At 39.0% G+C, this 17,537-nt stretch carries 16 protein-coding genes and 1 pseudogene; 8 read left to right on the forward strand and 9 right to left on the reverse strand.

Annotated features, from left to right (window positions below):
• The first annotated feature begins 16 nt into the window (after positions 1-16).
• Both pheA and folA read left to right on the forward strand, forming a co-directional pair.
• On the forward strand, positions 17-1,171 hold the full coding sequence (gene pheA / locus ACFFHK_RS09215; protein WP_382371740.1) for a prephenate dehydratase: 1,155 nt from the start codon (positions 17-19) through the stop codon (positions 1,169-1,171).
• Between the two features lie 7 nt (positions 1,172-1,178).
• A complete protein-coding gene (gene folA, locus ACFFHK_RS09220) occupies positions 1,179-1,667 on the forward strand; it encodes a type 3 dihydrofolate reductase (protein ID WP_382371741.1) in 489 nt (162 codons plus the stop codon).
• On the opposite strand, the gene ACFFHK_RS09225 is transcribed toward folA, so the two are convergent.
• The gene (locus ACFFHK_RS09225; RefSeq protein ID WP_382371742.1) at positions 1,647-2,030 is read right to left on the reverse strand and encodes a fluoride efflux transporter FluC; all 384 of its coding nucleotides are present in this window, start codon (positions 2,028-2,030) and stop codon (positions 1,647-1,649) included. The two genes, folA and ACFFHK_RS09225, sit on opposite strands and share 21 nt — an antisense overlap.
• 2 nt (positions 2,031-2,032) lie before the next feature.
• Positions 2,033-2,854: a Cof-type HAD-IIB family hydrolase gene (locus tag ACFFHK_RS09230; protein WP_382371743.1), complete on the reverse strand. Its 822-nt coding sequence runs from the start codon at positions 2,852-2,854 to the stop codon at positions 2,033-2,035.
• Positions 2,855-3,222: 368 nt separating this feature from the next.
• On the opposite strand from ACFFHK_RS09230, the gene ilvG reads away from it, so the two are divergent.
• From ilvG to ilvA, 5 genes and pseudogenes are all read left to right on the forward strand, one after another.
• Positions 3,223-4,878, forward strand: coding sequence for an acetolactate synthase 2 catalytic subunit (ilvG, locus tag ACFFHK_RS09235; protein ID WP_382371744.1), 1,656 nt, complete (start codon positions 3,223-3,225; stop codon positions 4,876-4,878).
• Position 4,879: 1 nt separating this feature from the next.
• Positions 4,880-5,107: an acetolactate synthase 2 small subunit gene (gene ilvM / locus ACFFHK_RS09240; protein ID WP_382371746.1), complete on the forward strand. Its 228-nt coding sequence runs from the start codon at positions 4,880-4,882 to the stop codon at positions 5,105-5,107.
• A 10-nt stretch (positions 5,108-5,117) separates the two neighbouring features.
• A pseudogene (locus ACFFHK_RS09245) lies at positions 5,118-6,097 on the forward strand (virulence RhuM family protein/type II toxin-antitoxin system death-on-curing family toxin).
• 21 nt (positions 6,098-6,118) lie between these two features.
• On the forward strand, positions 6,119-7,954 hold the full coding sequence (gene ilvD / locus ACFFHK_RS09250; protein WP_382371748.1) for a dihydroxy-acid dehydratase: 1,836 nt from the start codon (positions 6,119-6,121) through the stop codon (positions 7,952-7,954).
• A 12-nt stretch (positions 7,955-7,966) separates the two neighbouring features.
• Complete coding sequence (gene ilvA / locus ACFFHK_RS09255) at positions 7,967-9,517, forward strand: threonine ammonia-lyase, biosynthetic (RefSeq protein WP_382371750.1); 1,551 nt, start codon at positions 7,967-7,969, stop codon at positions 9,515-9,517.
• A 34-nt stretch (positions 9,518-9,551) separates the two neighbouring features.
• On the opposite strand, the gene trpS is transcribed toward ilvA, so the two are convergent.
• The 7 genes from trpS to srmB form a co-directional block, all read right to left on the reverse strand.
• A complete protein-coding gene (trpS, locus tag ACFFHK_RS09260) occupies positions 9,552-10,559 on the reverse strand; it encodes a tryptophan--tRNA ligase (RefSeq protein ID WP_382371751.1) in 1,008 nt (335 codons plus the stop codon).
• Between the two features lie 18 nt (positions 10,560-10,577).
• Positions 10,578-11,237: a phosphoglycolate phosphatase gene (locus ACFFHK_RS09265; RefSeq protein ID WP_382371753.1), complete on the reverse strand. Its 660-nt coding sequence runs from the start codon at positions 11,235-11,237 to the stop codon at positions 10,578-10,580.
• 17 nt (positions 11,238-11,254) lie between these two features.
• Positions 11,255-11,929: a ribulose-phosphate 3-epimerase gene (rpe, locus tag ACFFHK_RS09270; protein ID WP_382371755.1), complete on the reverse strand. Its 675-nt coding sequence runs from the start codon at positions 11,927-11,929 to the stop codon at positions 11,255-11,257.
• Between the two features lie 159 nt (positions 11,930-12,088).
• On the reverse strand, positions 12,089-13,231 hold the full coding sequence (locus tag ACFFHK_RS09275; RefSeq protein ID WP_382371757.1) for an N-acetylneuraminate epimerase: 1,143 nt from the start codon (positions 13,229-13,231) through the stop codon (positions 12,089-12,091).
• Between the two features lie 186 nt (positions 13,232-13,417).
• A complete protein-coding gene (gene glmU, locus ACFFHK_RS09280) occupies positions 13,418-14,803 on the reverse strand; it encodes a bifunctional UDP-N-acetylglucosamine diphosphorylase/glucosamine-1-phosphate N-acetyltransferase GlmU (protein ID WP_382371759.1) in 1,386 nt (461 codons plus the stop codon).
• A 16-nt stretch (positions 14,804-14,819) separates the two neighbouring features.
• A complete protein-coding gene (locus ACFFHK_RS09285; RefSeq protein ID WP_382371760.1) occupies positions 14,820-15,152 on the reverse strand; it encodes a DMT family transporter in 333 nt (110 codons plus the stop codon).
• Between the two features lie 3 nt (positions 15,153-15,155).
• Positions 15,156-16,496 carry an ATP-dependent RNA helicase SrmB gene (srmB, locus tag ACFFHK_RS09290; protein ID WP_382371762.1) on the reverse strand — a complete coding sequence of 447 codons (1,341 nt, stop codon included), beginning with the start codon at positions 16,494-16,496 and terminating at the stop codon, positions 15,156-15,158.
• Between the two features lie 93 nt (positions 16,497-16,589).
• On the opposite strand from srmB, the gene ACFFHK_RS09295 reads away from it, so the two are divergent.
• Entirely contained in the window at positions 16,590-17,321 is a 732-nt protein-coding gene (locus ACFFHK_RS09295) for a tRNA1(Val) (adenine(37)-N6)-methyltransferase (protein WP_382371764.1), read from the forward strand.
• Positions 17,322-17,537 lie beyond the last annotated feature (216 nt).

Below are 17,537 nucleotides of genomic sequence, written 5' to 3' on the forward strand. Positions count from 1 at the left end.
CATTATGGATTTTATTATGACCTTAGATTTAACTGAAATTCGCCATAAAATTACACAAATAGATCGTGAAATTTTGAGATTATTGGCAGAAAGACATCAAATTGCTTATGACGTCGTAAAAAGTAAAGAAATTACCAAGAAGCCATTACGCGATATTGAGCGTGAACAGCAGTTATTAGATGCGTTAATTCGTTATTCTGAAGGACAAAATTATCATCTGAATCCGCAATATATTACGGAAATTTTTCAAAAAATTATTGAAGATTCTGTATTGACACAACAAGTTTATTTACAAAATAAGTTAAACCAACAGCGTAATAATGAAATCCATATTGCCTTTTTGGGAATGTTAGGATCTTATTCCAATTTGGCTGCGCGTAAATATGCAGAGCGTTCACAGAAGCAACTGATGGAATTAAGTTGTGAATCCTTTCAACAAGTGTGTGATGCCGTCGCGAGCGGTAAAGCGGATTATGGGGTATTACCAATAGAAAATACTACCTCAGGTTCAATTAATGACGTGTATGATTTGTTGCAACATACCGATTTACATTTAGTTGGTGAGTTAACTTATCCAATTCAACATTGTGTATTAACTTCTCAAGCGACAGAGTTAAGTAAGATTGATACGGTTTATAGCCACCCACAAGTGATCCAGCAATGTAGCCAATTTCTGAATGCGTTACCTGGTATTCATGTGAAATATTGCGAAAGTTCTTCACACGCGATGCAGTTAGTCGCAAAAATTAATCGCTCAAATGTGGCAGCGTTAGGAAATGCCGAAGGTGGCAAATTATATGGTTTGCAGGTGTTGCAAGATGGCATTGCTAATCAAGTCAATAATATTACTCGCTTTATTGTATTAAGTAAGCAACCGATAGACGTTTCACCACAAGTCAGTGCAAAAACGTTGTTATTAATGTCCACAACACAGCAGGCAGGGGCATTGGTTGATGCGTTATTAGTCTTCAAAAAACATCAAATTATTATGACGAAACTGGAATCTCGCCCGATTTATGGCAAGCCTTGGGAAGAGATGTTTTATGTTGAGTTAGAAGCAAATTTGCATCAAGAAGCCACACAACTTGCCTTACAAGAGTTACAAACTTATTGTAGCTTTGTGAAAGTATTAGGGTGTTATCCGAGTAATATTGTGAAACCAGCTGCCTGAGGTAATAATGAAATTGAGTTTAATTGTAGCGATGACAAAGAATCGGGTCATTGGGTTAGAAAACAAAATGCCTTGGCATTTACCAGCTGATTTGGCGTGGTTTAAACAAAATACCTTGAATAAACCCGTGATTATGGGGCGTAAAACTTTCGAATCGATCGGGCGTCCTTTACCTCAGCGACGTAATATTGTGTTATCCCGTCAAGCTAAGGCGATTGCTGGTGTTGAAGTGGTAGCGAGTTTGTCGCAAGCGTTAGCGTTGGTACAGGATCAAGAAGAGGTGATGATTATTGGTGGGGGGCAATTATTTGCAGAAACGTTAGCACGAGCTAATCGATTATATCTAACGGAAATTGATGCTGAATTAGAGGGTGATACCTATTTCCCAACATTAAATTCTGATGAATGGCAGCTGAATTTTAGTCAAACGTATGCTGCTGATGAGAAAAATCAATATGCTTGTTGTTTTAAAATTTTAGAACGCAAGCAGAAGTAGGCGCCACAAACCAATACCTAATAGCGTAAAGGCGAAGCAACCAAAAAGGTGTAAGCAGACAACCCCAAGCCCTGCGAGCCATTGCTGATCAAGAAAAAGGTTAACGACCTCACCAGAGAAAGAGGAGTAGGTCGTTAAACTGCCTAAAAAACCTGTGATAAAAAATAGTCGCCATTCATTACTAATCATCGGAAATGAAAGCAGCATACCGCTGATTATGCCCATTAAGAAACAGCCTAAATAATTGGCAATTAAGGTGCCGAAAGCAAAGCTAGTAAAAATGGGGTTGAATAGGTTGCTTAATCCCCAACGAGAACAGGCGCCTAATACGGCACCAATCGAAATATAGCATAATTCCATCATTGTTAAATTAGGTTGAATGTTGCACGCAAATAACTGGCAACGGCTTCATGAGCGTGATGTCCAATGACTTCTAAGTTTGGTAAGGCTTTGATTAATGCTGGGTTAGCATTTGCCATAATGCAACCTTTACCCACAAAATCCAACATACTCTCATCATTCATTCCATCACCAAATGCTAAACAAGACGCCGAAGAATAATGGCGATTTGCCAAGGCTTTTTTTAACGCATTTCCTTTAGATACTTCTTTATTCATAATTTCTAAGCAATTTAACGATGAATAAACAATTTCAGTTTGCGTGCCATATGTATGACGTAAATATTGTTCTAAATCAAGCAAATCTGCTTGAGATCTAGCAATAAAAAAGACTTTCTCTGTACCACTTGCGTCATGCTTGCGGAAATCTGTTACTTGATAAGTAAATCCAGAATCTTGATGATATTTTGCAAGTTGTGGAATATCTCGATCAATAAACCAGCCACTATCTTGATAAGAATTAACAAAAATTTTATTTTTGTCGAATGGCGTGTTCATAATGTCTAACGCCAGATCAGCGGGAAGATCATTTTTATCTAATAAATTACCAGAAAGATCATGAATTCTTGCACCGTTAGAAGTAATGATTTGGATATTTTCAATGCCGATTTTTTCTACAATAGAAAATACATCTTCATGTTTACGCCCTGTGGCCAATACAATATCCACTTGTTGCTGTTCTAATTTTCTTAATGTTTCTATTGTGAAATTACCAACAATATGTTGAGCATTAAGTAATGTGCCGTCAAGATCTGAGGCAACGAGTTGAAAAGGAAGTAAACTACGCATAATGTTCCTAATTTTTTCCTAGATTTCCCTTGAAAACGGATATATGTTAGCAAAAATCATAAAAAACAGGGCGTTTTTTTTCGTTTTGGCAGTGTGTAAAATTATTTTCATAAAAATAGTTTGCTTAATTCAAAAAATGTGGTATCAATAAAGACGCTCAAAAGCACACAACATACATACTTAGACCCACATTGGATATTGAAACTATGAATTTTATTCGTTTTATTGGCATTATTATTAACCTTGTGGTGATTAGCACGGCGAGGTGAGTGGTATAAGCTGGTAAAACTTTCAATAAAGATTTTAGGTCAGATAACCCTCGCCACTACTAGGCGGGGGTTTTTTATAGCATAAAGGAAATAATAAAAATGAATGGTGCAAGATTTATTACAGAATGTTTAAAAGCGCATGGAGTAACCACCATTTTTGGTTATCCAGGTGGTGCAATTATGCCAGTTTATGATGCAATTTATGATTCTGGATTAGACCATTTGCTCTGTCGTAACGAACAAGGTGCCGCAATGGCAGCGATTGGTTATGCACGTGCGAGCGGTAAAGTTGGGGTATGTATTGCAACATCTGGTCCAGGAGCAACCAATTTAGTTACGGGATTAGGTGATGCGATGATGGATTCTATTCCCGTTGTCGCAATAACAGGGCAGGTTGCATCACCATTTATCGGGACTGATGCTTTCCAAGAAGCTGATGTATTAGGATTATCATTAGCCTGTACAAAACATAGTTTTATTGTGCAAAGTATCGATGAACTTCCTGAAGTAATGGCGCAAGCGTTTGAAATTGCACAAAGTGGTAGACCAGGTCCTGTATTAGTTGATGTCCCTAAAGATGTCCAATTTGCACAAATTGATCGCCAACCTATCGTTAACCCTCTGCAACAACCTCAAGTGATTCCTAATGAACTCCTCCAGCAAGCAAAAATATTACTTCAACAAGCAAAACGACCTGTGCTTTATGTCGGTGGTGGCGTAGGTATGGCTGATGCCGTTGCAGAATTGCACCAATTTGTGGAAATTACGCAAATGCCAAGTTTTTCAACGATTAAAGGGTTAGGTTCATTACCTGCAGATAATCCTTATTATATGGGAATGATTGGTATGCACGGTACAAAAGCAGCTAATTATGCCGCGCAAGAAAGTGATTTGCTGTTGGTATTAGGCGCGCGTTTTGATGATCGAGTAACAGGTAAATTAGAGAGTTTTGCAACTTCAGCAAAAGTGATCCATGTTGATATTGATATTGCTGAAATTAATAAATTACGTTGTGCTGATGTCGCAATAAGAGGCGATATGAAGCAGGTATTGCGTGAGTTAGCTATGCCATTAGCGATTGATGACTGGCGGAAAGATATTAAGCGTTTAAAACAGAGTTATGATTTTAGCTATGCGGAAAATTCAGGCGAGACAAATATTAATCCGTGGTGGTTATTACAGATGTTATCAAATAAACGAGCGAAAAATAGCGTGATTGCAACAGATGTGGGACAACATCAAATGTGGTCTGCACAGCATATGCAACATTTTGATCCGAAAAATTATATTACTTCCGCAGGTTTTGGTTCGATGGGTTTTGGTTTACCAGCAGCAGTTGGTGCACAAAAAGCTCGCCCACAAGATCCTGTGATTCTAATTACGGGTGATGGTTCTTTCATGATGAATATTCAAGAATTAGGATCGATTAAACGTGGGCAGTTACCTGTAAAAATTCTTCTTTTGGATAATCAACGTTTGGGTATGGTGCGTCAATGGCAAACCTTATTCTTCCGTGGACGTCATAGTGAAACTATTTTAGCGGATAATCCTGACTTTATTACGTTGGCGAAAGCATTTGATATTCCAGGTGAGCGGATTGAAAAAGGTAGCGAAGTCAATGCCGCATTAGACCGTTTACTTCATGCGAAAGGTGCATATTTATTACAAGTATGTATCCATGAAGATGAAAATGTCTGGCCTTTAGTTCCACCGGGTGCAAGAAATGATGAAATGCTAGAGGATATTGGGGTGTAAAATGAAGAGTTATCAAATTAGCGTACAGGCGGAATGGCGACCTGAAACATTAGAGAGAATTTTGCGGGTGGTCAGACATCGTGGTTTTGTGGCAACGGCGCTGCATAGTAAGTTACAAGATCAGCAACTGACTTTACAAATCACCATAAGTAGTAATAGAGAATTATCGTTATTAACTAATCAATTAGTGAAGTTATATGGTATTACTGAGGTTTCAGTTTTAAGTTAAAGATTGGTTGATGATGAGTGGAATCCAGATTTATACCAGCCAAGATGGCAAAGTATCTTTAGATGTTTCTTTTGAACAGGAAACGGTGTGGCTTAATTTAGATCAAATGACAGAGTTATTTGCTAAGGATAAATCTGTTATTTCTCGGCATATTAAGAATATTTTTTATGAAAAGGAATTAGATAAAGATGCAGTTGTTGCAAAAAATGCAACAACTGCATCTGATGGTAAAACTTATCAAGTTTCTTATTACAACCTTGATGTCATTATTTCTGTCGGCTATCGAGTAAAATCACAACGTGGAGTACAGTTCCGTCAATGGGCAACCAGAACGTTAAAACAACATTTAATTGATGGCTATACGTTTAATGAAAAACGTTTACATGAGCGTGGGCTAGATTATCATCAAACAGTTGAGTTATTGAGTCGTACATTATTAAATCAACAACTAATTAATTCTGAAGGACAAGCCGTTGTTCAAGTTGTACAAGAGTATGCAAAAAGTTGGAGCTTGTTACAGGCGTATGATGAGCAAAATTTAAAAGAAAATAGTGCTAAGCAACATAATATGACGGCATTACATTACAACGATGTATTGTGTGCTATTGCTCAGTTAAAACAAGAATTAATTCGTAAAGGTGAAGCCACGGAGTTATTTGGACAAGTTAGAGGTGAAGGATTAGTCTCTGCTGTTGAGACTATTGAACAAGGCTTTGGTGAAACTTTGTTTTATCCTAATGTCGCGTGTCGAGCTGCAATCTATTATATTTTGTGATTAAAAATCACCCTTTAGCTGATGGAAATAAACGGACAGGTTCATTTTTGTTTTTATGGTATTTACGCTTAAACCAACATTTATTAGCAAAACCTGTATCACAGTTAATTAATGATAATACACTTGTTGCATTAGCATTATTAGTGGCAGAAAGTCTGCCAGAACAAAAAGAGTTAATGATTCGATTAATCGAACATTTTATCGTATTAAAATAGACAAATTATATTGGAGAGATTATGCCTAAATTACGTTCAGCGACCAGTACACAAGGGCGCAATATGGCTGGCGCGAGAGCCTTATGGCGAGCTACTGGGGTGAAAGATAGCGATTTTGGTAAACCGATTATTGCCGTGGTGAATTCCTTTACACAATTTGTTCCAGGACATGTACATTTAAAAGATCTCGGGCAATTAGTGGCAAAACAGATCGAAGCTTCAGGTGGAATTGCCAAAGAGTTTAATACTATTGCGGTTGATGATGGCATCGCAATGGGGCATGGCGGAATGTTGTACTCTTTGCCATCGCGTGAACTCATTGCCGATTCAGTAGAGTATATGGTCAATGCGCACTGTGCTGATGCTATGGTTTGTATCTCTAACTGCGATAAAATCACACCAGGAATGTTAATGGCGGCATTACGCCTAAATATCCCAACCATCTTTGTATCTGGTGGTCCAATGGAAGCGGGTAAAACCAAACTTTCAGATCAGCTTATTCGTTTAGACTTGGTTGATGCGATGATTCAAGGGGCAAATCCAGAGGTATCTGATCACGATAGTGAAATTATTGAACGTTCTGCTTGCCCAACGTGTGGATCTTGTTCAGGAATGTTTACTGCTAACTCAATGAACTGTTTAACTGAGGCGTTAGGTTTAAGTTTACCTGGTAATGGTTCTTGCTTAGCAACACACGCCGATCGTAAACAATTATTTTTACAGGCAGGTTCACAAATTATGGAACTTTGCCGCCGCTATTATGAGCAAGATGACACAAGTGTATTGCCTCGTGCGATTGCAAGCAAAGATGCCTTTAATAATGCAATGAGTTTGGATATTGCAATGGGCGGTTCAACCAATACCGTTTTACACTTATTAGCAGCAGCACAAGAAGCCGAAGTTGATTTCACTATGGCAGATATTGATCGTTTATCACGTCTTGTTCCTTGCCTCTGTAAAGTCGCACCAAATACCAATAAATATCATATGGAAGATGTACACCGTGCTGGTGGAGTCATGGGGATTTTAGGTGAATTAGATCGTGCGCATTTATTAAATAATCAAACGCACACGGTATTAGGCTTAACGTTAGAACAACAGTTAAATCAATATGATATTAAACGTGATGTGAGTGAAGCGGTAAAAACATTTTATCGTGCTGGTCCAGCAGGGATTCGCACCACAGAAGCATTTTCCCAAGATTGCCGTTGGGATAGTGTAGATGATGATCGCCAATCAGGTTGTATTCGTGATAAAGCTCACGCTTATAGCCAAGATGGTGGTTTAGCTATGCTCAGTGGAAATCTTGCTGAAAATGGTTGTATTGTGAAAACCGCAGGCGTTGATGAAAGTATTTTAGTTTTCAAAGGTCCCGCAAAAGTTTATGAAAGCCAAGAAGAGGCAGTAGAAGCCATTTTAGGTGGTAAAGTGGTGGCGGGTGATGTTGTCGTGATTCGCTATGAAGGACCAAAAGGCGGACCAGGTATGCAAGAAATGCTTTACCCAACCAGTTACTTAAAATCAATGGGCTTAGGAAAAGCCTGTGCATTACTTACTGATGGACGTTTTTCAGGTGGTACATCAGGGCTTTCTATCGGACACGTTTCACCAGAAGCGGCAAATGGCGGTACGATTGGTTTGGTGGAAGATGGTGATCTTATCTCGATCAATATTCCAGAACGTAAGATTGAATTATTAGTTGATGAAGCAGAATTAGCGCAACGCCGTGCTGAGAAAGAACTACATGGTTGGAAACCAAAAAATCGTCAACGCCAAGTATCCTTTGCCTTAAAAGCATATGCGTCATTAGCAACCAGTGCAGATAAAGGCGCAGTGCGTGATCGTAGTAAGTTATAAGTGGTAAATACTATGGATATGCAAGCATTACTTAGTACAACTCAACCAAGCGGATCACAATATTTAAAAGCGATTGTAAAACTTGGCTCAAAAGTCTATGAAGCAGCGCAAGTTACACCATTGCAAAAAATGGAAAAGCTCTCTAATCGTTTAGATAACCATATTTTTATCAAGCGAGAAGATCGTCAACCTGTGCATAGCTTTAAATTGCGTGGTGCCTATGCGATGTTATCAACCTTAACAGCAGAACAAAAAGCAGCAGGTGTGATTGCCGCTTCTGCGGGAAACCATGCGCAAGGTGTAGCATTATCTGCTAAGTTATTGGGCTTAAAAGCGTTAATCGTTATGCCACAAAATACGCCGAGTATTAAAGTGGATTCTGTGCGTGGTTTTGGTGGTGAAGTGTTGTTATATGGTGCTAATTTTGATGAAGCGAAAGCGAAAGCGATTGAATTAGCAGAGAGCAAAAAAATGACTTTTATTCCGCCGTTTGATCACCCATTAGTCATTGCAGGACAAGGAACGCTAGCAATGGAAATGCTACAACAAAATTCAGATATTGATCGAATTTTTGTGCCCGTTGGTGGTGGCGGTATGGCTGCTGGTGTTGCAGTTTTGATTAAACAGATGATGCCTGAAATTAAAGTCATTGGTGTAGAATCAAAAGATTCAGCTTGCTTATATGCCGCTTTACAAGCGAAACAGCCAGTTGATTTAGCGCGTGTTGGACTGTTTGCCGACGGTGTAGCGGTAAAACGGATTGGTGATGAAACGTTCCGTTTATGCCAACAGTATCTTGATGATATTGTTTTGGTCGATAGTGATGAAGTGTGTGCTGCCATGAAAGATCTGTTTGAAGATGTGCGTGCAGTGGCTGAACCATCAGGCGCATTATCTCTTGCAGGGTTGAAAAAATATGCACGCCAACATCAATTAAAAGATGAAAATCTTGCGGCAATCTTGTCTGGTGCAAACTTAAATTTCCATACCTTGCGTTATGTTTCCGAACGTTGTGAGATCGGGGAAAATCGTGAAGCGTTATTAGCGGTTACGATTCCAGAACAAAAAGGCAGTTTCTTAACGTTCTGTCATCTCTTAGGCAATCGAGCGGTAACAGAATTTAATTATCGTTATGCGGATACAGCAAAAGCTTGTATTTTTGTTGGTGTGCGAACAATTAATGAAGCAGAAAAAGCGGAAATCATTAATGAGCTAAGCCAAGCAGGTTTTTATGTTGAAGACATGACAGACGATGAGGTAGCGAAAACGCATATCCGTTATATGATTGGCGGGCGCCCGAATAGTGATAAATTTGAACGTTTGTATAGTTTTGAATTTCCAGAACAAAAAGGGGCGTTACTGAAGTTCTTAGAAACATTAGGGACGCATTGGAATATCTCTTTGTTCCATTATCGGGCGCACGGTGCAGACTACGGTAATATTTTGGCAGGCTTCCAGTTTGAACAAGATGATTTAGATGATTTTAAACAACACTTAAGTAAATTAGGTTATGTTTGCCAAGATGTAACTGATAGTAAAGCATATCGGTATTTTTTGAGTTAAAAGAAAAGGAAGTCCCCAATAGGGGACTTCAGTTTTAGATGTTTTGCACAAAGCCAACTGCTTGATACACTTTTGATAAGGTTTCTTGGGCTTTTGCTTTCGCTTTAATTGTGCCTTCATGTAAGATTTGATTGAGCAATGCTTCGTTATTACGATAAAGGTCATAACGTTCTTGTAATTGCGTTAACATTGTACTGACTTCATCGGCAACAGCGGTTTTTAAATGACCGTACATTTTTCCTGCAAATTCAGCTTCTAATTCAGGAATAGGTTTTTCTGTAATGGCAGATAAGATGCTTAATAAATTAGAGACACCAGGTTTATTCTCAATATCAAAGAGGACTCGAGGTGGTTCTTCTGAATCCGTTACCGCACGTTTTATTTTCTTCGCAACCGCTTTTGGATCTTCCAGTAAACCAATCACATTATTGCGATTGTCATCAGATTTTGACATTTTCTTGGTTGGATCGAGTAATGACATCACACGTGCACCTGCTTTCGGGATAAAAACTTCTGGAATGGTAAAAATATCCCCATAAAGGGCATTAAAACGTTGGGCAATATCACGGGTAATTTCAAGGTGTTGTTTTTGGTCATCACCAACGGGGACTTGTTTTGCTTGATACAATAAGATGTCGGCAGCCATTAAGACAGGATAAGTAAATAAACCTACGCTCACATTTCCCTCATAACGAGCAGATTTATCCTTAAATTGTGTCATTCTACCCATTTCACCAAAGTAGGTGTAACAGTTTAAAACCCATGCTAATTGAGTGTGTTCAGGAACATGTGATTGCACAAAAATGGTACTTTTTGCAGGATCGATACCACATGCAAGATAAAGGGCTAATACATCTAAGGTTGCTTTGCGTAATGCTTCAGGATTTTGGCGAACGGTAATGGCGTGTAGGTCAACGATACAGAAATAACATTCATACTCATCTTGCATTTTTACCCATTGGCGTAATGCGCCAAGGTAGTTACCGATCGTTAGTTCACCAGAGGGTTGAACGCCACTAAATACAATAGGTTTTTTACTCATTTTTTTTCCTTAATTCGATTACACAATAGTTAAAAGTTTTGCAAAATCGCTGAACACCCAATCAGGTTTGGATTCTGCAATAGGTTCATTATAGTTATAGCCGTAAGTTAAACCAACCACAGCACAGCCAGCTGCTCGGGCAGCTAAGATATCATTTTTGGAATCACCAACAAAGAGCAACTCTTGTGGCAAAATTCCAAACCTCCCACAAAGATAAAAGAGTGGCGCTGGGTGCGGTTTGATAGCGGGTAAGGATTGACCACCTAATGTCTCAGTAAATAAATGATCAATTTCAAAGGCTTTGAGTACAGGCAAAACGTGTTGAGTTGGTTTATTGGTAACAACTGCTAATGTAAAGCCTTGCTCTTTTAATGTGAGTAATGTTTGTTTTACATGAGGATAGAGTTCACTTTTATGACAAATATTCTCGCCATAATGAAAATTAAAGCGGATTTTCATTTGTTTTAAGGTATCGGCTGATGGAGTGGTACCAGCCCATTCTAAGGCGCGAGCTAATAAAATATCAGCACCATTTCCTATCCAAGTAAGGACTAATTCTTCATGAGGGTTGGGTAAATTGAACTCTTTAAAGGTATTACTTATGGCTAAAGTGAGATCTGGTAAGCTATTGACTAACGTACCATCAAGATCAAATCCAATCGCTTTAAATTGGCTCATCTGATTTCCTTCTCATTTTATTTCGTTACAGTGGCTAATTGTTCACGCATTGCCTGAATAACTTGTTGATAATTAGGTTGTCCAAAAATGGCTGATCCTGCGACAAACATATCGGCACCTGCTTGTGCAATTTGTGCAATATTTTCTACTTTTACCCCACCATCAACTTCAAGGCGAATATTTCTACCACTCTCATTAATACGTTTGCGTGCTTGTTGTAATTTTTCTAAAGCAGAGGGTAAGAATGATTGACCACCAAAACCAGGGTTAACGGACATAATTAAGATAATATCAATTTTGTCCATGACATAATCAAGATAGCTTAGTGGCGTGGCTGGGTTAAAGACTAAACCAGCTTGGCAACCATGATCTTTAATTAATTGCAAAGAGCGATCGATATGTTCGCTGGCTTCTGGGTGGAACGTTATAGACGTTGCGCCAGCCTTAGTAAAATCAGGTATAAGGCGATCTACAGGTTTAGCCATCAAATGCACATCAATCGGTGCTGTAATGCCATCATCACGTAACGCTTGGCAAATAGCTGGTCCGAATGTGAGATTAGGAACATAATGGTTATCCATCACATCAAAATGAATAACGTCTGCACCTGCAGCAAGCACGTTTTTTACATCATCACCGAGATGAGCGAGGTTGGCAGAAAGAATAGATGGCGCAATTAAAAATGGTTGCATGGTAAACCTCTATAATTAAGTCAATAAGTTTCGATAGTGTACTACTTAATGGGAATAAATTTAAGGGATTAGATGAAAAGAGTCTTCATTCCTAGAAAGAAAAAGAAGCATGAGAGAGTGTTCCCATGCTTCAAAATCAATCAAGAGGAGGAGTTTAGATTAGTCAACGGTTAATTTTTTACCGTCGAAGCTCAATGTACGTACTGTTGTTAATGGTTTACCGCCATCAGTTTCACCGCCGATTAAAATGACTTTATTTCCATATGAAACAGTAACACCATAACCAGAGCCATAAGGGAGTTTCGCAATTTGTTTCCATTTACCTTTGTCTAAAGCAAAAACTTCAGCAGGATAAGCTTTGCTTAAACCTTTATGCGCATAGAGTTGACCATCTTTGAATTGTTGTGTAGAACCAGGGAAATTTGCACCACCTGTTACTAATAAGTAACCATTACTGTAACCTGCATAAGCACCCGCTAATCCTTCTTGAACAGCCGCTCCCTCTGGGGCTGGTAGGTTTGGTAATTTCGTCCAATCGATACCATTTTCTTTTTTGAATTTACCTTGTGCTGCTTCAGCAGTACGCAAACCTGGTTTTATTTCACCATTAATCACTGTGATCTGCTCGCCTTTCACTACGACAGCGGCACCTGCACGCCCCGAAAATGCGAGTTGCCCTTCGTTATACCATTTGTTGGTAGAGGGTTGATAACTAAATAAAGTGGTATTAAAGAAATAATCTTGCGGACGTTGGTCAAAATAAGGATTTAACACCGCATCTTTTTTAGCTTGATCATCACCTGCAGCGACTAAATCTTGAAATACGCCATTAAAGATAGAAAGGTTAGAACCACCAATCACGAACACTTTATCACCATAATTAACGCCTGTTGCGCCGACTAAGCCAAGCGGGGAACGAGTTGGTAATTTTGTCCAAGTATTATTTTGAGGATCGTAGCGATAAGCGTCATTCACTAATTGTAATTCGCCTTTTTCATTTTTTTGTAAGCCACCAAAGACATAAAGTTTACCATCAACTGCACTGACCACAGGTTGCGAACGATCTCCACCTGGGAAAGGAGCGATTTCTTGCCAACCATCTTGTGCTGATTTCAAGTTAAGGGCATAAAATTTGTCGGCACCAGATCCTAAACCGACATATACCGTATCACCAATTAATGCGCCACCACCACTTTTAATACCAACTGGGAGATCAGGATATTGACCCGCTTGTGCGGCAAAAGCTGCAACAGAAAGACTTGCGACGATCATTGAATGGAGAAAAGTTTTGTGTAATTTCATAGTATCACCCTTAGAGTTTGTGAGTTGACCATTCTTTGAAACAGCACTTGAATGGATTAAAAGATAACCTAATGATAAATCCACTCCATTCTGTTTGTAAATATGGAGAAGATTTTTAATTTCAGAAATATGGCAGGGATCACAAAAATAAAAAAATGCAGTGGAGATTCACTGCATTTTTAGGATTTACGCTTTCTTCTTAGTAGGGCGTTGCCAATCTTGGTAATGTTTTTGTGGTACTCTCGTAATGACTAACTCATTTTCCCCAACATCACGAGTGATTGTTGAGCCTGCGCCAATAGTTGCACCATTAGCAACGGAAACTGGCGCGACAAGTTGCACATCAGAACCAACAAAGACATTATCACCAATCGTTGTTTGGAATTTATTTGCACCGTCATAATTACAAGTAATAACACCTGCGCCAATATTACAATCTTTACCAATAACACTGTCGCCAATATAAGTGAGGTGATTGACTTTAGAGTTTGCTCCTACGGTCGCTTTCTTGATTTCTACGAAATTGCCAACGTGTGTATTATCAGCGAGTTGTGCGCCTGGGCGTAAACGTGAGAATGGACCAACTTGTGCTTTATTACCAATGATTGCGTCTTCAAATACAGAATAAGGTTTGATTTCTACATCATCGCCGATTTCAACATTTTTCAACACACAACCTGCACCAATTTTTACCCGATCCCCGAGTTTTACGACCCCTTCAATAATAACATTGGCATCGATCTCAATATCTTTACCATGCACTAATGTACCACGTAAATCAAAACGGCTTGGATCTAATAGCGTTACGCCAGCTAACATCAAGCGTTCTGCATTTTTTTGTTGATAATAACGTTCTAAACGAGCAAGTTGTAAACGGTTGTTCACGCCCTCGACTTCCATTGGATCTTGTGGGTGAACTGCGACGACTTGGCAACCATCTTGATATGCCATCGCAATCACATCAGTGATGTAATACTCTTTTTGCGCATTATTGTTGGTTAATTGAGCGAGCCATTTTTTTAAACTTTTCCCATCACAAGCGAGTAAGCCAGTATTTGCTTCTTGGATTTTTAATTGTTCTGGGGTGGCGTCTTTTTGTTCCACGATACCTGTAATATTACCTTCTGGTAGATTATTCTCACGCAAGATACGTCCATAGCCTGTTGGATCAGCAAGTTTCACGGTCAATAGGGCAATACCATTCTCAGGTTTTGCCGCAAGCAGCAGCTCAATCGTTGTTGCCGAAATTAATGGTCCATCGCCATATAACATTACAATGGTTTCATCATCGTTGAAAAAAGGCGCGGCTTGCTGCATAGCGTGCCCCGTTCCTAACTGTTCGGTTTGCAACACCCAGTTGACGTTTTCATGTGCTAAACGTTGTTGTAGTAATTCTGCACCATGCCCATAAACTAAATGAATATTCTCAGCACCAAGTTGTGCAACAGTATCAATAACGTGTTTTACCATTGGTTTACCTGCTATTGGGTGTAGCACTTTTGGTAAATCTGAGTACATTCTAGTCCCTTTACCTGCCGCAAGAATGACGACACTGAATGGAGTTTTATTCATAATTTCCTCTATCCGATTAATGTCCCGCAGTTTGCGAGAATAAATTGATAATTAATACGCCGATTAAGATAAATGCGATACCAAGAATCGCAGCAAGATCTAAGTGTTGTTTAAATAAATACCGTCCAATTAGCGCAATAAATAGAATACCGACACCAGACCAGATTGCATAAGTGATTCCAATAGGAATAACTTGGACAATTTTGGCTAACAAAAAGAAACTGCTGGCATAACAACCTAAGGTAATGAACGTGTAAAGTGGTTGGGTAAAACCGTTGCTATAACGTAAGCTAGTTGTACCGACCACTTCTAATATAATTGCTAGCAATAGCAATAACCACATTACCATGGATTATTTCTCCTGATGTTGTTGCGCCAGTCGCACAGCGGTTGGAACACGACGCTTGCCAATATTTTTGGTATCACGATGACGTATTTTCACTTTTTTCTTAGCCGCGGCTTCTTTTGCTTCTGCTTTTTTCTGTTTAATCCGTGCTTTTTGTTTTTTGCTTACTTTTTTCACATCACCATCTTTCGGTGCTTTGGTTCGAGGGGCAAGATCGGCAATGACTCTTGGTTTTAACAGTTCACCTGTATAACGGCGAATTTTACCGAGTAGTGGATAATCGTGTGCTTCGACAAAGGAAATGGCTGTCCCTTTTTTCCCTGCTCGAGCGGTACGACCGATACGATGTAGATAGACATCTGCATTATAAGGTAAGTCAAAATTAAATACGTGTGAAATATCATCAATATCAATACCACGAGCAGCAACGTTAGTGGCAACTAAAACGGTTACAATACCATCACGTAATTTTTCAATCGCATTATTCCGTTGGGTTTGCGCCATTTCCCCTTCAAGATAAGTGCTGCGAATGCCTCGTTTACGCAATGTTTCAGACAGTTCACGCACTTCTTCACGCTTACGCACAAAAATAATTCCTTTACTAACCGCTTCATCAGTAATTGCTCGGGCGAGTAATTTGATTTTATGTTCACGACTATCTGCGTGGTAATACCATTGTTGAATTTTCTTACGTTCACGACGACTGGGTTCTGCATTAATTTCCACAGGATCATTCAGTAACCGCTCTGCAAAATCGGTTAACGCTTTGCCCTCTAATGTTGCCGAGAACAGCAGGGTTTGTTTACGCCAACGAGTTTCAGCTGCGATCTGTTCGGCATCTTGCCCAAACCCCATTTGTAACATGCGATCGGCTTCATCAAAAATTAAAATCTCTACAGCACGACAATCAAAATTCTCTTCTTTAATGTACTGCAATAGCCGCCCTGGTGTGGCAATGACCATATCTTGATTTTTATTAAAAATTTCACCATGGTTTTGGTAAGCTACGCCACCAGTAATAGTGGCAATACTTAATGAAGTAAAACAAGCAAGTTGTTCTGCTTGTTCTGCCACTTGCATCGCTAATTCTCGTGTTGGTGTTAAAACTAATACTCTTGGCGCACCAGGTTTACGGCGTGGAAAATCCAATAAGTATTGAATGGCAGGTAATAAAAAGGCGAGTGTTTTACCTGTTCCTGTTGGTGATGATCCTAATACATCACGGGCATTCATCGCAGCAGGGATCGCTTCACATTGAATCGCAGTTGGTCTGGATAGTCCTTTTTTAGTTAAGGCTTTTAATAATTCAGGTGCGAGATCAAATTCTTCAAAGGTCGCAATAGTCATAAAATTTCTCTAATGTATAAAATTAGCCTCGAATTATAGCGAAATTTTATTAAAATATCCTTACTCAATCCTCGGTGTGCATAATATTCTCTGATGATAGAACGTTCTGGTTTTCAATTTAAACAATTTAAAATTTATCATGACCAATGTGCGATGAAAGTTGGTACAGATGGTGTGTTACTTGGCGCTTGGGCAGATATAACACAAACTGACACAATTTTAGATTTAGGGTGTGGAACAGGATTAATTGCCTTGATGTTAGCACAACGAACAGCAGAAAATTGCCAAATTACGGCGGTGGAAATTGAGAACAATGCGTATCGACAAGCAGTAGAGAATGTGGCAATGTCGCCATGGCAAGTGCGTGTAAATGTAATACACGGTGATGCTGTCGAGTTTTGTCAACAAACTACACAACGATTTGATTTAATTGTGGCAAATCCACCTTATTTTGCCACGGCGAATAAATGTCGAGATGATTCTCGAGAAATAGCACGTTATTTAGGTAATTCTTCACATCTGGCTTGGTTAAAAGCAGCGAGAGCCTGCTTAAGTGAACGAGGCAAAATACAAGTTGTGTTACCTTTTGCAGCTGGAATGACATTGTTACAACAGCTACAAGCAGAGAACATTGGCTTAACGTGTGAACATCTTTGTGAAGTGATTACTAAGACAGGAAAATCAGCACAACGCATTTTATTAAGTTTTGTGCCTAGTGAGTTAGCAAGCAGAACAAAGCATTCAAAACTGACCATTTATACCGAACAACATCATTATCATTCAGATGTGATTCCACTTTTCCAACCTTTTTATTTAAAGTTGTAATTTCTCTTCATCTTTTGTTTTGGGTATAAGGTATGTAAATAATAACTTATTTGCCTGAGTAGTCCATTCTCAATAATGCCTTCTAAAAATTTATCATAAATGACACTCTTGACATTTTGTTGAAAAATCTATGTTTGGCTTGAAAATGAGCAATTAACACTTTTTCTGTGGGTACTACAGGAACTGTGTGCTAACAAGATGTTTCATTATAATTTT

It is taken from the genome of Gallibacterium trehalosifermentans, from assembly GCF_042433055.1.
Taxonomy (GTDB): Bacteria; Pseudomonadota; Gammaproteobacteria; order Enterobacterales; family Pasteurellaceae; genus Gallibacterium; species Gallibacterium trehalosifermentans.

Bases quoted from the DNA above. Each gene is read 5' to 3' on its own strand.
- rpe (WP_382371755.1), bottom strand. From the start codon at position 11,929: ATGCAACCATTTTTAATTGCGCCATCTATTCTTTCTGCCAACCTCGCT.
- trpS (WP_382371751.1), bottom strand. From the start codon at position 10,559: ATGAGTAAAAAACCTATTGTATTTAGTGGCGTTCAACCCTCTGGTGAA.
- folA (WP_382371741.1), top strand. From the start codon at position 1,179: ATGAAATTGAGTTTAATTGTAGCGATGACAAAGAATCGGGTCATTGGG.
- ACFFHK_RS09265 (WP_382371753.1), bottom strand. From the start codon at position 11,237: ATGAGCCAATTTAAAGCGATTGGATTTGATCTTGATGGTACGTTAGTC.
- ACFFHK_RS09295 (WP_382371764.1), top strand. From the start codon at position 16,590: ATGATAGAACGTTCTGGTTTTCAATTTAAACAATTTAAAATTTATCAT.
- ACFFHK_RS09275 (WP_382371757.1), bottom strand. From the start codon at position 13,231: ATGAAATTACACAAAACTTTTCTCCATTCAATGATCGTCGCAAGTCTT.
- ACFFHK_RS09225 (WP_382371742.1), bottom strand. From the start codon at position 2,030: ATGATGGAATTATGCTATATTTCGATTGGTGCCGTATTAGGCGCCTGT.
- ACFFHK_RS09230 (WP_382371743.1), bottom strand. From the start codon at position 2,854: ATGCGTAGTTTACTTCCTTTTCAACTCGTTGCCTCAGATCTTGACGGC.
- ACFFHK_RS09285 (WP_382371760.1), bottom strand. From the start codon at position 15,152: ATGGTAATGTGGTTATTGCTATTGCTAGCAATTATATTAGAAGTGGTC.
- glmU (WP_382371759.1), bottom strand. From the start codon at position 14,803: ATGAATAAAACTCCATTCAGTGTCGTCATTCTTGCGGCAGGTAAAGGG.
- srmB (WP_382371762.1), bottom strand. From the start codon at position 16,496: ATGACTATTGCGACCTTTGAAGAATTTGATCTCGCACCTGAATTATTA.
- ilvM (WP_382371746.1), top strand. From the start codon at position 4,880: ATGAAGAGTTATCAAATTAGCGTACAGGCGGAATGGCGACCTGAAACA.
- ilvG (WP_382371744.1), top strand. From the start codon at position 3,223: ATGAATGGTGCAAGATTTATTACAGAATGTTTAAAAGCGCATGGAGTA.
- ilvD (WP_382371748.1), top strand. From the start codon at position 6,119: ATGCCTAAATTACGTTCAGCGACCAGTACACAAGGGCGCAATATGGCT.
- pheA (WP_382371740.1), top strand. From the start codon at position 17: ATGACCTTAGATTTAACTGAAATTCGCCATAAAATTACACAAATAGAT.
- ilvA (WP_382371750.1), top strand. From the start codon at position 7,967: ATGGATATGCAAGCATTACTTAGTACAACTCAACCAAGCGGATCACAA.